At 66.5% G+C, this 13,442-nt stretch carries 16 protein-coding genes; 9 read left to right on the top strand and 7 right to left on the bottom strand.

Features of this window, described 5'->3' with window-relative positions; all coding sequences use genetic code 11:
- Window position 1 precedes the first annotated feature (1 nt).
- The 3 genes from hsaD to hsaB are packed head-to-tail and all read left to right on the top strand — an operon-like array spanning window position 2 to window position 2,360.
- A complete protein-coding gene (gene hsaD, locus AC0B44_RS05855; RefSeq protein ID WP_471901979.1) occupies window positions 2-880 on the top strand; it encodes a 4,5:9,10-diseco-3-hydroxy-5,9,17-trioxoandrosta-1(10),2-diene-4-oate hydrolase in 879 nt (292 codons plus the stop codon).
- Entirely contained in the window at window positions 877-1,779 is a 903-nt protein-coding gene (hsaC, locus tag AC0B44_RS05850; RefSeq protein WP_471901978.1) for an iron-dependent extradiol dioxygenase HsaC, read from the top strand. The genes hsaD and hsaC overlap by 4 nt, the downstream gene beginning before the upstream one ends.
- On the top strand, window positions 1,776-2,360 hold the full coding sequence (hsaB, locus tag AC0B44_RS05845; RefSeq protein WP_471901977.1) for a 3-hydroxy-9,10-secoandrosta-1,3,5(10)-triene-9,17-dione monooxygenase reductase subunit: 585 nt from the start codon (window positions 1,776-1,778) through the stop codon (window positions 2,358-2,360). Before hsaC ends, hsaB begins: the two co-directional genes overlap by 4 nt.
- A gap of 138 nt (window positions 2,361-2,498) precedes the next feature.
- Here hsaB and AC0B44_RS05840 read toward each other — a convergent pair whose 3' ends face one another.
- Both AC0B44_RS05840 and AC0B44_RS05835 read right to left on the bottom strand, forming a co-directional pair.
- Window positions 2,499-3,503: a PRC-barrel domain-containing protein gene (locus tag AC0B44_RS05840; RefSeq protein WP_471901976.1), complete on the bottom strand. Its 1,005-nt coding sequence runs from the start codon at window positions 3,501-3,503 to the stop codon at window positions 2,499-2,501.
- Window positions 3,504-3,510: 7 nt separating this feature from the next.
- On the bottom strand, window positions 3,511-3,693 hold the full coding sequence (locus tag AC0B44_RS05835; RefSeq protein ID WP_471901975.1) for a hypothetical protein: 183 nt from the start codon (window positions 3,691-3,693) through the stop codon (window positions 3,511-3,513).
- 70 nt (window positions 3,694-3,763) lie between these two features.
- Between AC0B44_RS05835 and AC0B44_RS05830 the strand changes: the two genes are divergently transcribed.
- Both AC0B44_RS05830 and AC0B44_RS05825 read left to right on the top strand, forming a co-directional pair.
- Window positions 3,764-5,005 carry an aspartate aminotransferase family protein gene (locus tag AC0B44_RS05830; protein ID WP_471901974.1) on the top strand — a complete coding sequence of 414 codons (1,242 nt, stop codon included), beginning with the start codon at window positions 3,764-3,766 and terminating at the stop codon, window positions 5,003-5,005.
- 24 nt (window positions 5,006-5,029) lie between these two features.
- Window positions 5,030-5,524 carry a DUF3830 family protein gene (locus AC0B44_RS05825; protein WP_471901973.1) on the top strand — a complete coding sequence of 165 codons (495 nt, stop codon included), beginning with the start codon at window positions 5,030-5,032 and terminating at the stop codon, window positions 5,522-5,524.
- Between the two features lie 15 nt (window positions 5,525-5,539).
- Here the strand turns inward: AC0B44_RS05825 and AC0B44_RS05820 are convergent, their stop codons facing one another.
- The gene (locus tag AC0B44_RS05820; protein WP_471901972.1) at window positions 5,540-5,977 is read right to left on the bottom strand and encodes a winged helix-turn-helix transcriptional regulator; all 438 of its coding nucleotides are present in this window, start codon (window positions 5,975-5,977) and stop codon (window positions 5,540-5,542) included.
- Window positions 5,978-6,098: 121 nt separating this feature from the next.
- Between AC0B44_RS05820 and AC0B44_RS05815 the strand changes: the two genes are divergently transcribed.
- Window positions 6,099-7,016, top strand: a complete 918-nt coding sequence (locus AC0B44_RS05815; RefSeq protein ID WP_471901971.1) for an NADP-dependent oxidoreductase — start codon at window positions 6,099-6,101, stop codon at window positions 7,014-7,016.
- A gap of 6 nt (window positions 7,017-7,022) precedes the next feature.
- On the opposite strand, the gene AC0B44_RS05810 is transcribed toward AC0B44_RS05815, so the two are convergent.
- Both AC0B44_RS05810 and AC0B44_RS05805 read right to left on the bottom strand, forming a co-directional pair.
- Window positions 7,023-8,393 (bottom strand): amidase, encoded by a 1,371-nt coding sequence (locus tag AC0B44_RS05810; protein ID WP_471901970.1) that lies wholly within the window; start codon window positions 8,391-8,393, stop codon window positions 7,023-7,025.
- Window positions 8,394-8,452: 59 nt separating this feature from the next.
- Window positions 8,453-9,427: a D-2-hydroxyacid dehydrogenase gene (locus AC0B44_RS05805; protein WP_471901969.1), complete on the bottom strand. Its 975-nt coding sequence runs from the start codon at window positions 9,425-9,427 to the stop codon at window positions 8,453-8,455.
- Between the two features lie 85 nt (window positions 9,428-9,512).
- Between AC0B44_RS05805 and AC0B44_RS05800 the strand changes: the two genes are divergently transcribed.
- Genes AC0B44_RS05800 through AC0B44_RS05790 form a run of 3 tightly spaced genes read left to right on the top strand, consistent with a single transcriptional unit; the run spans window position 9,513 to window position 11,675 of the window.
- Complete coding sequence (locus AC0B44_RS05800) at window positions 9,513-10,253, top strand: maleate cis-trans isomerase family protein (RefSeq protein WP_471901968.1); 741 nt, start codon at window positions 9,513-9,515, stop codon at window positions 10,251-10,253.
- Window positions 10,253-10,996 (top strand): maleate cis-trans isomerase family protein, encoded by a 744-nt coding sequence (locus tag AC0B44_RS05795; RefSeq protein ID WP_471901967.1) that lies wholly within the window; start codon window positions 10,253-10,255, stop codon window positions 10,994-10,996. Before AC0B44_RS05800 ends, AC0B44_RS05795 begins: the two co-directional genes overlap by 1 nt.
- On the top strand, window positions 10,983-11,675 hold the full coding sequence (locus AC0B44_RS05790; protein WP_471901966.1) for a GntR family transcriptional regulator: 693 nt from the start codon (window positions 10,983-10,985) through the stop codon (window positions 11,673-11,675). The genes AC0B44_RS05795 and AC0B44_RS05790 overlap by 14 nt, the downstream gene beginning before the upstream one ends.
- On the opposite strand, the gene AC0B44_RS05785 is transcribed toward AC0B44_RS05790, so the two are convergent.
- Window positions 11,672-12,415: an acetoacetate decarboxylase family protein gene (locus tag AC0B44_RS05785; RefSeq protein WP_471901965.1), complete on the bottom strand. Its 744-nt coding sequence runs from the start codon at window positions 12,413-12,415 to the stop codon at window positions 11,672-11,674. The genes AC0B44_RS05790 and AC0B44_RS05785 overlap by 4 nt on opposite strands.
- 70 nt (window positions 12,416-12,485) lie before the next feature.
- Window positions 12,486-13,361 (bottom strand): aldo/keto reductase, encoded by an 876-nt coding sequence (locus AC0B44_RS05780; protein ID WP_471901964.1) that lies wholly within the window; start codon window positions 13,359-13,361, stop codon window positions 12,486-12,488.
- Window positions 13,362-13,442: the final 81 nt, after the last annotated feature.

The raw sequence follows: 13,442 nt of genomic DNA, 5'->3' as shown, positions 1-13,442 counted from the left end.
TGTGACTGCAACAGAAGAGATCACCTACGAGTCGACCTCCCGCTTCGCGCAGGTCACCGACGATCTGCGCCTGCACTACCACGAGGCGGGCGTCGGTCACGACACCACGATCGTGTTGCTGCACGGTGGGGGCCCGGGAGCGTCGTCGTGGTCGAACTTCGCCAAGAACATTCCGGTGCTCGCCCGCCGCTTCCATGTGCTCGCCGTAGACCAGCCGGGATACGGACAGTCGGACAAGCCGACCGAACATCCGCAGTACTTCGTGCACAGTTCGGCGGCTCTGGCGGGTCTGCTCGACACCCTCGGAATCACCGATCGCGTGCACCTGCTGGGCAATTCACTCGGCGGCGGCGCCGCGGTGCGGTTCGCGCTCGACTACCCCGATCGTGCCGGCAGGCTCGTCCTGATGGGACCCGGGGGGCTGAGCGTCAACCTGTTCGCACCCGACCCCACCGAGGGCGTGAAGAACCTCGGCAAATTCAGCTACGACCCGACCCGCGAGAACCTCGAGGCGTTCCTGCGGATCATGGTGTTCGATCAGTCGCTGATCACGCCGGAACTTGTGGAGGAACGATTCGCCGCGGCGAGCACGCCGGAATCGCTGGCCGCGGCCAAAGCGATGGGCAAGTCCTTCTCCAGCGGAGAGTTCGAGAAGGGGATGCTGTGGCGCGACGCCTACAAGTTGCGTCAGCGCGTCCTGCTCATCTGGGGTCGTGAGGACCGCGTCAACCCGCTCGACGGTGCGCTGGTCGCGCTCAAGATGATTCCGCGCGCACAGTTGCACGTGTTCGGTGGCTGCGGGCACTGGGCACAGCTCGAGAAGTTCGACGAATTCAACAAGCTCACCGTGGACTTTCTGACGGACGGAGACAAGTCATGAGTATCCGATCCCTGGCATACCTTCGCATCGGCGCTACCGATATGGGCGCGTGGCGCGAGTACGGGCTCAAGGTCCTCGGCATGATCGAGGGCAAAGGGTCCGACTCCGATTCTCTGTACCTGCGGATGGACGACTTTCCCGCGCGCCTCGTGATCGAGCCCCACGAGTCCGACCGGCTTCTGGTCTCCGGATGGGAAACCGCGAATGCCGCAGATCTCCAACAGGTTCGCGACAATCTCTCGGCCGCCGGAGTTCCGTTCAAGGAAGGCACCGCCGAACAACTGGCAGATCGGCGCGTCGTCGAACTGATCACCTTCCAGGACCCGTCGGACAACACCCTGGAGGTGTTCCACGGTGCGGCGCTCGAGCACCGGCGGATCGTCAGCCCCTATGGGCACCGGTTCGTCACCGGGGAACAGGGCCTCGGCCATGTCGTGCTCTCGACACGGGACGACGAGGAATCGCTGCGGTTCTATCGGGATGTGCTCGGGTTCCGCCTGCGCGACTCCATGCGTCTGCCTCCGCAGATCGTCGGGCGGCCCGCGGACGGCGATCCGGCGTGGCTCCGGTTCTTCGGGTGCAATCCGCGGCACCACAGTCTCGCGTTCATGCCGATGCCGACCCCGAGCGGCATCGTTCACCTCATGATCGAGGTGGAGAACTCCGACGACGTCGGCCTCGCCCTCGATCGTGCACTGCGCAAGAACGTCAAGATGTCGGCGACGCTCGGCCGGCACGTCAACGACAAGATGCTGTCCTTCTACATGAAGACACCGGGCGGATTCGACATCGAATTCGGTTGCGAGGGATTGCAGGTCGAGGACGAAGGCTGGATCGCCCGTGAATCCACCGCGGTGAGCCTCTGGGGCCACGACTTCTCGGTGGGGATGCAGCCGTGACCGTGCCGACCGGCGACGCGGGGGGTGCGATCGATCCGAAGTCGTTCCGCACCGTCCTCGGGCAGTTCTGCACGGGCGTCACCATCATCACCACCATGGACGGCGACGAACCCGTCGGGTTCGCGTGCCAGTCGTTCGCTGCGCTCTCGCTCGACCCGCCGCTCGTTTTGTTCTGCCCGACCAAGCAGTCGCGGTCGTGGGGAGCCATCGAGAACTCCGGGCGCTTCTGCGTGAACGTGCTCGCCGAGGAACAGCAGGAGAGCTGCGCGCGATTCGGCTCCCGCGAACCGGACAAGTTCGCTGGGATCGAGTGGTCTCCGTCCGAGTTGGGTTCCCCGATCCTGACCGGGTCGCTCGCCCACATCGACTGCACCGTGGAGACGGTCCACGACGGTGGAGATCATTGGGTCGTATTCGGCCGGGTTGCCTCGCTCAGCGAGGTTCGCGACGAGAAGGAACGCCCGCTGCTGTTCTACCGGGGCCAGTACACCGGCATCGAACCGGACAAGACGGTGCCCGCGGGGTGGCGCGACGACCTCGAGGCGTTTCTGACCACCGCCTCCGAAGACACCTGGCTGTAGAACACCGGGCTGTTGACAGACAAGAGGGCGCCGGTTCCGGGAACGAATCCCCGGAGCCGGCGCCCTTTTCGTCTCGAAGTGCTCGACGCTCGGTCGATCACTCAGGACTGAGTCGCTTGCTCAGGACTGCCGTGTAGTTCAGGACTGGGTGGAATCGTCCGGGTTTTCCTCGTAGTACTCGGTCGTGACGACGCGCTTGACGAGGCGCGGCTTGCGCGGCTGGTCGCCACTGCTGTGGCTCTTGCTTTCCTGGCCCGGGCTGCGGTCGGTGCTGGAGTGGGTGTCGGATGCGCGGGTGATGCGGGGGTCCGGGTTCGAGTGGCTCGAGTGCGTGTCCGGCGTGGAGTGCGTGCCGGGGGCGGCGTGCGTGCCCTGGGTGCCGGGCGCAGAGTGCGTGCCCGACGTGTCCTGCGTGCCCTGCGCGGAGTGCGTGCCCTGCGAGCCGGGCATGGAGTGCGTGCCGGGTGTGGGCGTGGAGAGCGTGCTGGGGGCGGGATTGCGCGAGCGATCCGCGGACCCGGTCTCGGTCGTGCCGTACGACGGCGTGCCGGTCGTGTGGTCGCGCGATTCGGACACTCCGTGCGCGGTACCCGAGGGGGTCGAGGGCGTGGAGGCCGTGTCGCCGGGAACCGAGTGCTGGAGCGAATCGTCGCGCTGGGTGTCGTGCGACGGGCGGTAGTTGCCGGCGATGCCTTCGCGTGCGGCATCGGGGGGCAGCGTGCCCGTGCGGTCGGAGTCCTGGAATCGGTCGGTGTCCCCGAACCGGTCGGTGTCACCCGTGTGCCCGGCATCCGTGGTGCGATGCGCGTCGGCGGACGACGAATCGGTTCCGTGGGACCGGCTGTAGTAGCGGTACAGTTCGTCTTCTTCGAGCGGGGTGAGCTCGCCGTTCTCGTCGACATTGGGAGCACCGGTCACGGTGTCCTTGTCGAAGGGCACGTGCACGCCCCTGTCGTCCAGTGAAGCGTCGTCCACCGGGACGAAGTGGCGGCGGGTACCGAACAGTCCGGTCACGACGGTGATCCAGCCCGGTTCGCCGCTGCGGTTGTCGAGATACACCTCGCCGACTTTTCCGAGTTTGGTGCCGTCCGGACCGTACGCGGTGGCACGAGCGAGGGTATCGAGTTCGTTGTTCGTAATCATCATTACCTCATCGGTCGGCGCTGTTGTCGCTGAGGGCATTCCCTCCGGACGCGCCGACGAAACTCTCGGGGCGCGCGCCACCGACACTCTCGGGCCGCGCGGCACCCGCGCCGAGCAGCGCCGGAGCGCCGATACTCCACCCTGCCGAACCTCGTAGCCCCCGTTCCGTTGCCCTTCGGCGTGTGCCCATGTTATGCATATTGTCAACAATCCGACAACGGAAAGTGCCCGAATTCGGTAGGTATCCCGGGAGGGTCCTCATGGCACGACTGTCACCACTTCTTCTTCAAGCCACCCCCGTCACCGTCGACCACGCGTCCGGTTGCCACGTGTACGACAGCGAAGGTCGTCGCTATCTGGATTTCACCGCCGGCATCGGCGTCACGAGTACCGGGCACTGTCATCCCCACGTGGTCGAGGCGGCACGGCAGCAGGTCGGCACCCTGATCCACGGGCAGTACACGACCGTCATGCACCGGCCCCTGCTCGAACTCGTCGACGCTCTCGGCCCGGTATTGCCCGAAGGTCTCGATTCCCTCTTCTTCGCCAACTCCGGAAGCGAGGCCGTCGAAGCTGCGTTGCGCCTCGTCCGGCAGGCGACAGGTCGTCCCAACGTGGTCGTCTTCCACGGCGGATTCCACGGCCGGACGGTTGCTGCCGCGTCCATGACGACCTCGGGCACCCGGTTCTCGGCCGGCTTCTCACCGCTGATGGGCGGCGTGCACATCGCACCGTTCCCCACCGCCTACCGATACGGCTGGAGCGAAGACGAGGCAACGGATTTCGCGTTACGAGAGCTGGAGTTCCTGTTCACCACGGTCACCGCGCCCGACGAGACTGCGGCGTTCATCGTCGAACCCGTTCTCGGCGAAGGTGGTTACGTTCCCGGCAACACCCGCTTCTTCCAGGGCCTGCGGGAGTGTGCCGACCGGTACGGAATCCTGCTCGTGTTCGACGAGATCCAGACCGGGTTCGGGCGCACCGGAAAGTTCTTCGGGCACCAGCATTTCGACGTCAGGCCGGATGTGATCACGATGGCGAAGGGACTCGCGAGCGGATTTCCGCTGTCGGGTATCGCGGCGTCGGAAGAGCTGATGGCACGTGCCCGTCCGGGATCGCAGGGCGGAACCTACGGGGCCAACGCGGTCTCGTGTGCGGCGGCCGTTGCGACGCTCGAGGTGATCGAGAAGGAAGGGCTCGTGGCGAACGCGGCGGCCCGTGGAAGTGAACTGCTCTCGGGTGCGCGCACGCGAGCGACGGGCGCCGTCGGCGATGTTCGCGGGCTCGGGCTCATGGTGGGATCCGAATTCGTCGATGCGGACGGTGCACCCGACCGGGACGGTGCCACGGCAGCACAGCAGGCTGCCGCACGAAAAGGCTTGTTGCTCTTGACATGCGGTCCCTACATGAACGTGGTACGCATGATCCCACCGTTGATCGTGACCGGAGAGCAGATCGAGGAGGCGCTCGATATCTGGTCGGAGGTTCTCGCTGAGGTCTGACACCGCACGTACGAAGGAGATTCCGTGCCCCGGTTCATCACCATTTCTCTCGACAAGCGCGGCGTCTCCTGCCGCGCCCGGCTCCTCGACGCGGAGGCACCGCTCACGTGCGATGCGGTGTGGAATGCTCTCCCGCAGAACGGCTCTGCATTTCACGCCAAGTACGCCCGTAACGAGGTGTACACCCTCGTTCCGAGGATCACCGCCGCCCCGCATCGGGAGAATCCGACGGTGACACCCATCCCCGGAGACGTGTGCCTGTTCGACTTCGAGCCGTGGGAGATCGGAAACTCCGCGTACGGCTACGAACCGGGATCGGAGGCACACGCGGCGCAGGGCGCCACCGATCTGGCGTTGTTCTACGGGCGGAACAATCTGCTTCTCAACGGCGACGTGGGATGGGTGCCCGGCAACGTGTTCGCCACCATCGAGGAAGGACTGCCCGGACTCGCGTCGGCGTGCAACGACTTGTGGACGGAGGGCACGGCGGGGGAGACCCTCACGTTCGCCCGAGCCTGACCATCTGCCGGTATCTCAGCGCGCGTCGTATTCCTCGCGGTGCGCGAGCACCTCGTCCATGTTCGCCTCGGCCCACACCTTGATGCCGAGAATCACCCGGTGGAGCGAAAGCCCGAGTTCGGTGAGTTCGTAGGTGACCGTGACCGGCACGGTCGGGGTGACGGTCCGCGTCAGCAGACCGTCGCGTTCGAGTGAGCGCAACGTCTGGGTGAGCATCTTCTGGCTCACCCCCGCCAATCTGCGCGACAACTCGGAGTAGCGCATAGCCCGGGGCTCGCCTGCGCATTCGGCGTCGGACCGCGATGGTCCGTCGCTCCCGAGGGTGGCGAGGATCAGTGCCACCCACTTGTCCGAAATGCGAGCGAGCAACTGACGGCTGGGGCATTCCGCCAGGAATGCGTCGTACTCGGCTTGCACGTGGGCCCGCTTCTGAGCCGCCGTCATCGTGGACATGAGCCCCTCCCTTCCTACCGGCGGGTGGCTTACGCACTTTCGAGTGCGTACTTCCCGTTGGAGAGCTACCTACCCATGATGAAGCGGAAGGCAATTCGAAACAAGTAGTGGGGAGCAGATGATGAACACCTCGACCTTCCGCACCGCCGTGGTGCGTGTTCCGAGCGGACCCGACTCCATCGAGTTCATCGACGTCCCGGTCGTGCGGCCGGGACCAGGACAGGTCCGAGTGGCGATTGCCGGGGCACCGGTGAACCCCGTCGACCTCGGCGTCGCCGGCGGGTTCTTCCACAGCATCGGCTTGATCGACCAGCCCGAGCACACGGGGCTGGGATGGGACTTCGCAGGCACCGTGCTCGAAAGCGGGCCGGGAGTTGACCTGGAGGCCGGTACCCGCGTCGCAGGAATGGTGAGCGGTTTCGATCGCGACTACGGCACCTATGCCGAACAAATCGTCGTGCAGGTCGGCGAACTCGCTGTCGTGCCGGACGACCTGGACCTGCTCGCGGCCTCCACGGTGCCGGTCAACGGATTGGCGGCAGCCCGGATGCTCGACCTCCTCGGCGACGCGCCCGCAGGTGGGAATCGCCTGCTCGTCACCGGCGCCGCCGGAGTGGTCGGGGGATATCTCGTTGCGCTCGCCGCGGAGCGGGGGTGGGACGTGACCGGTCTCGCCCGGTCAGACGACGAGAAGTTCGTCCGCGGGCTGGGTGCGGAATTCGTGTCGCATGCGGAGCAGGGCTGGGACGCGGTCGCCGACGCTGCCTCGATGCAGAAAGAGGCACTCGCGCTGGTTCGCGACGGTGGGAGATTCGTCGGGGTCAAGCCCAACGACGTCCCGGCCGCCGAACGCGGGATCTCCACCTCCGCCGTGGAAACCTATGCCGACGGAGCACAGTTGCGCGATCTGCTGGCCCGCGCAGCCTCCGGCGAACTGCCGACGCGGGTGCATGCCGTCGTGCCGCTGGACGAGGTCGCGGACGTGCACCGCGCCGTCGTCGCGGGAAGCGTGCGGGGACGGTACGTCCTCGTGCCCTGACCGTGCCTAGCTCAACGCGTACTCGGCGAACCGGGCAACGGCGAGCAGCAGATCGTCGGAGTGACGCGGTCCGACGATCTGCAGGCCCACCGGCAGGCCCCCGGCCGTCCTGCCCACCGGAATACTGATCGCCGGTTGCTGCGTGAGGTTGAACGGATAGGTGAACGGCGTCCACTGCGGCCACCCGCTCGCCGCTGATCCGGGCGGTACGTCGTGGCCGGCCTCGAACGCGGGAATCGGCACCGTCGGCGTGAGGAGCACGTTGTGCGTCTGATGGAAGTGGCCCATCGTGATTCCGAGGGTCGTGGCGACCGCCCGCGCGTCCAGATAGTCGACGGCGCGGAGGTGCTCGCCACGTTCCCACATCGCACCCAGGCCGGGGTCCACCTTGTCGCGTGTGCCCTGAGGGAACGACGCCAGCATTGCCGCGGCGCCCGACGCCCACAAGACCTCGAACGCCTCGAGCGGGTCACCGAAGCCCGGGTCCGCCTCGGTGACGGGCAGCCCCGCCTCGTCGAGTTTCCGCACCGCGGCGTCGATGATCTCCCCGACCTCGGGATCTACCGTGACGTACCCCAGCGTTTTCGAGTACGCCACGCCCATGCCCAGAACCTCACGCGCGAGCGCACCTCTGAACGTCGTGAGCGGCGGTGCGAGCGCGGTCGGATCGCGGTGATCCGGCAGCGAAAGGATGTCGGTGAGCAGGGCCGCGTCCTCGACGGTCCGGGTGATCGGGCCGGCGTGGGCGAGCGGGCCGAACGGGCTCGCGGGAAACAGCGGGATCCGTCCGTGCGTGGGCTTGAATCCCACGACACCGCAGAACGCGGCGGGGATCCGGATGCTGCCACCGCCGTCGGTGCCCACCGAGCAGGGACCCAATCCCGCGGCGACGGCCGCGGCGCTTCCACCCGAGGAACCACCGGCGGTCTTGGTGGTGTCGGCGGGATTCCGGGTGATGCCGCACAAAGCGGAATCGGTCACCGCCTTCCAGGCGATCTCGGGCGTGGTGGTCTTTCCGAGGAACACCATGCCGTCCTCGCGCAACCGGGCGGTCACCGGGCTGTCGACGTCCCACGGCTGATCTTCGTCGACCGCTTGGGATCCCCTCAGCGTCGGCCAGCCGTCGGTGAGGAATACGTCCTTGATCGAGATGGGTACGCCGTCCAGGAGGCCCTTGGAATACCCCGTGCGCCAGCGTTCCTCGGACCGGCGCGCCTGAGCGAGCGCCTTCTCCTCGTCGACCAGGCAGTACGCGTTGATCTCACCGTCGCGCGCGGCGATCTCGTCGAGCACGGCCCGGGTGGCTTCCACCGGAGACAGCTCACCGGAGGAGAAGGCGGTGACGAGTTCGACCGCGGTCATGTCGGTGGGGTGCATCGCGCTCTCCTTGTCCGGGTGTTGTGCCGCGGTCCGGTTCGTCCCGGGCACACCCTCCCTCACGAACTCGGCACGTAACCGAGTCGCTTGTCCACGACATTCTCGAGTGGCAATCCTTCTCTCCAACGCCGGAAGTTGTCGGCGAATGCATCGACGAGTGTGTCCCGCCACCCGAAGAAGTCACCGGAGTTGTGCGGGGTGATCACGACGCCGGGCAGATCCCACAGGGGGTGGTCGTCGGGCAACGGTTCGGGGTCGAGGACATCGAGGGCGGCGCCTGCGACGGCACCCGAGCGCAACGCGGCCACGAGGTCGTCCGTGCACACGAGTTCACCCCGCCCGACATTGATCAACCGTGCTCCCGGCCTCATGGCTGCGAACATCTCGGCGTCGAACAATCCGTGGGTGGTGTCGGTGAGAGGCGCTGCCAGGACGACGAAATCGGACACGGCCAGCGCTGCCGGAAGATCCGCGGTCGCGGTGACGGTGCCGAAGTCGGGGTCGTCGTCGCTGCTGCGGCGACCGGACCCGCTGACGTTCATCCCCACCGCGGTGAGCAACCGTGCGATCGCCCGCCCGATGGGCCCGGTACCCACGACCAGGACGCTGCGGCCCGTTATGCGCTCGGAGTCGCGGTGCTTCCAGACGTGGTCCCGTTGCAGGCGCAATGATTCCGGAATGTCCTTGGCGAACGAAAGTATCTGAGCCAGGACATATTCGGCGATAGGGACGTCGAAGATGCCGCGCGAGTTGGTGACCGTGACGTCGCTGTCGCGCAATTCGGGAAACATCAGCGGGTCGACACCGGCCGAAGCGGCATGAACCCAGTCGAGGGTGCCCGCCGCGTGCCATGCGTGAGGGAGTGCGTCGGTCTGGAAGTCGTAGACGAACAGGACATCGGCGCCGTCGAGCGCGTCGGCAAGTCCGTCGCGCCGGGTGTAACGGACGGTGGCGTGCTCGGCCACCGGAGCCATCCGCGCCGGGTCGGGGAGGGCTTCTTCATGAAGCACTGCCACGACCGGGTTCGGTTTCACGTTTGACACCGTATGAGTGCATCGTATTATTGTCAACAATCTTACCCGCCAGGGGAGTGTCGGAGTTGCGACGTTCGGGGGACCTATGGAACTGGATATCCCCGAATTCGAGGGGCCCCTCGCGCAGCGCGGGGTGGGCATCATCGCGCCCTTCGATCTCGCGCTGGAGAGGGAATTGTGGCGCTGGGCGCCGCTCGAAGTGAGCCTGCATCTGGCGCGCACGCCGTACGAGCCGGTGCCCGTCAGCCTGGAGATGGCCGAACTGGTTTCGGAGAAAAGGCATCTCGCGACCGCCACGCGCGACGTCCTGCAGGTCGAACCCGAAGTAGTTGCCTACCTCTGCACCTCCGGGAGCTTCATCAAAGGGATCGGCTACGAAAATACACTGTGCGACGCCATCTGCGAAGCGGGTGCGCCCTGTGCCGTCACCACCTCGGGCGCGCTGCTCGAAGCACTGCGGGACCTCGACCTCACCCGCATCTCCGTGATCACCCCCTACGACGAGCAACTGACCAAGCTGCTGCACAATTTTCTGGCAGAGGCGGGTACCGATGTCGTCCGGTCCACCCACCTGGGTCTCGGTGGCGGCATCTGGAAGGTCAACTACCGCACCATCGCCGAGCGCATCATCGCCGCGGATCACCCCGACTCCCAGGCGATCTTCGTCAGCTGCACCAATCTCCCCACCTACGACCTCATCGCCCCGCTCGAGCGGGAACTCGGCAAACCGGTCCTCACCGCGAATCAGCTCACCATCTGGGCCTGCCTCGGGCGGATGAGACTACCCATGACCGGACCGGGAAAATGGCTGAGAGGAGTCTTCTGATGCTGCAACACCGCACGGTGACAGTCGGAATCATCTACCCCGACCACGCAGCCGAAGACGATTACGAGTTCGCCGCCGACCTCCTCGGCGCGGCGTTCCCCGTGGAACACATCTACGGTATCGATCTGCATGCCGTGCCGGAGTTGCTCGACCTGGGCAGCCCTGCCAAACTCGCCGACGGCGCACAGCGACTCGCGGCCCACGGACCGGACTCGGTCGTATGGGCCTGCACCTCCGGCAGTTTCGTGTACGGAGTGGACGGTGCACGCGCCCAGGCCGACGGGGTGTCGGCGGAGGCTGGGGGAGTGCCGGCGTCGAGTACCAGTTTCGCGTTCGTCGACGCACTGCGCGCGCTCGGAATCACACGGGTCGCGGTGGCCGCGAGTTATCCGCGCGACGTCGGCGAACTCTTCGTCGACTTTCTCGCGGCGTCCGGCATCGAGGTGGTGTCGTTCAGCGGCGCGGGCATAGAGACCGCAGCCGTGGTGGGAACGCTCACCCCCGGCGAAGTGCTCGATCTCGCTGCGGCGAACGACCATCCGGACGCCGAAGCGATTCTCGTCCCGGACACCGCGATGCACACGCTCCGCATCATGAGGGAGCTCGAAAAGCAGGTCGGGAAACCGGTTCTCACCGCCAACCAGGTGACCGTGTGGCAAGGGTTGCGGCTCGCCGGATGTACAGTGATGCGCCCGGAACTGGGCACTTTGTTCGAGGAAGGTATCGATCATGGCGCTCGGTGATCTCGACGATCTCCGTCCCGTGGCGCGGCCGTCGACCGCGGAACTCATTTCCGAGCAACTGAGGTCGGCGATCGTCAAGGGGGCGCTCGCACCGGGCACCCAGCTCGGGGAAGCCGAATTGGCGGCACATTTCGCAGTGTCGCGGGGGCCGCTCCGGGAAGCGATGCAGCGCTTGTTGTCGGAAGGGCTGCTCTACAGCATCCGCAACCGCGGGATCTTCGTGACCGAACTGACCTTCGACGACGTCGTCGACATCTACCGCAGCCGCCGCGTCATCGAGGGCGGCGCCCTCGACATGATTCTCGCCGGCCGCCGCGAACAGGCCTGGCGCGACCTGGCTCCCGCCGTAGATGCGATGCGGGCAGCCGCCGAACGGGACGATCCGGCCGGTGTGTCCGACGGCGATCAGCGCTTCCATGAGATTCTGGTCGCGAGTGCGTCGAGCCCGCGACTCGTCCGCGCGGCACGCACGCTCCTCGTCGAGACCCGGATGTGCCTGGGCGCCCTCCAGACCACCTATCCGGATCTGCACGTACAGGTCGACGAGCACGTCGAGTTGCAGACCGCCATCCGGAGCGCCCCCGCCGACCGTGTGCACGCCATGCTCGACGAGCACCTCCAGGATGCGGTGCGCCGGCTCGAGGGCTTGCAGGGTGCCGACGGGCCCGCGGTGGTCTAGGCGCGGATTTCGGTGGCGCTGCCGAACGTCATCTTCAAGTCCGGGATCGTCGAGGTGACCAGCGCGCGGCGCGGTAGTCCGAGCGACCGCAGTTCGTCGGCGATGGGATGCGTTCCGAGTCTCAGGCTGCCGCCACCGGGTCGGGTGCGCACCCCGCTCGGATTCATCTCCCACGTCGTTCGGCGCGTCACCCCGCCGAGGTGGGAGTACGCGGCGAGCGAGGCGGCGATTCCCTTGCCGGGCACGGCAATACCCGGGGATACGGTGAGTTCGGCGATCAGTGATCCGTCGGCGCTCACCGAACCGCGCCTGGTGCTGCTCCGGTGATCGACGTCGAAGTCGGCGAGCGTCTTCGGAAAACCCCAGATGCCGCGGCCCGCTGCGAGCGTGAAGTCACCGTCCACGGGCAGGTGGTGGATCAGTGCGCCCGCGCCGCCCGTCGCGAGTTGCCGCAGATCGCCCAGCACACCGCCTTGCTGCTGCTGGTGATCGCGGACGAGGAAGCACACTCCGAACTCGTTGTACGGTCCGAGGTCGCCGTCGACGTAGTCGACGAAGACGAGTGTGCACAGTCCTCGCCCCGGCCGGTACCGGAGGATTTCGAGACCGGTCGGGGCGATCGAGGACTGCGCGCGGTCGGCCGACACGGAGAACACGCCCATGAATGCGGTCGCGGTCCGTACCCGGACGGGCATCTCGACCGTTCTTCCCTCGATCAGGTGGGTCGTGGTGTCGGTCATCGCTACCTCTCCGGAGATGTGGAACGGGTGTCAGCAATGAGAACACGTTCCAGTCTCGGAGGGGAAGAGATCAGGCGGGTGCGCCCATGTTCATCTCGTCGGGATGCATGCCGACGCGTTCGCCGTCGTCGAGCGTCGCGATCTCGCTGAGATCGAGTTCGTCGAGTTCGAAATCGAACACGTCGATGTTCTGGGCGATGCGCTGATCGTGCACCGATTTCGGAATGACGATCAGGCCGTTCTGCAGGTGCCAGCGGATGAGGACCTGCGCCGGCGACTTGCTGTGCCGGTCGGCGATGCGCGTGATGATCGGGTCCACCAGCAGCGTGTTCGGCTTCGAGAGCGGGCCCCACCCGGCATTGCTGGTCCCGCCGAGCGGGCTCCACGATTCGACGGCGATCCCGTGCTCGCCCGCGAAGGTGCGGATCTCCTGCTGCGGGAGGTGGGGGTGGAGTTCGACCTGGTCCACCGCGGGAAGCATGCCACCGCGGTCGACGAGCAGCTGAAGGTGGTGCGGTTCGAAGTTGCAGACGCCGACGGCTTTCGCGCGCCCCGACTCGGCGATATTCTCGAGCGCGTCCCAGGTGCGCAGCAACCGCTCGTTGTCCTGCAGCGGCCAGTGGATGAGGTAGAGGTCCACGTAGGCGGTGCCCAGACGCGCGAGGCTGTCGTCGAACGCGGCGAGGGCGCGGTCGTAGCCCTGGTCGGCGTTCCAGAGCTTCGTCGTCAGGAAGATGTCCTCACGAGGAACCGACGCAGCGGCGATACCCCGTCCGACGCCCTCCTCGTTCCCGTACGCCGCCGCGGTATCGATGTGCCGGTATCCGGCTTCGTCGATCGCGAAGCGCACGGCATGCTCGGTTTCCTCGTTGGTGGCCTGCCACACTCCCAGGCCGAGCTGCGGGATGGTCGTTCCGGAATTCAGCGTGATGTCGGGAGTTGTCATCCCTACAGGCTAACCACTGCCGCAGGACGCGGGCACGGACATGCGTGCCCGCGTCCTCCGGCGGTGGCGCGACGGAGCGGT

The sequence above is a fragment of the Rhodococcus sp. NPDC019050 genome, assembly GCF_055664235.1.
The sequence above is the reverse complement of the archived record's forward strand: the minus strand, read 5'-3'. Positions and strand labels throughout refer to the sequence as shown.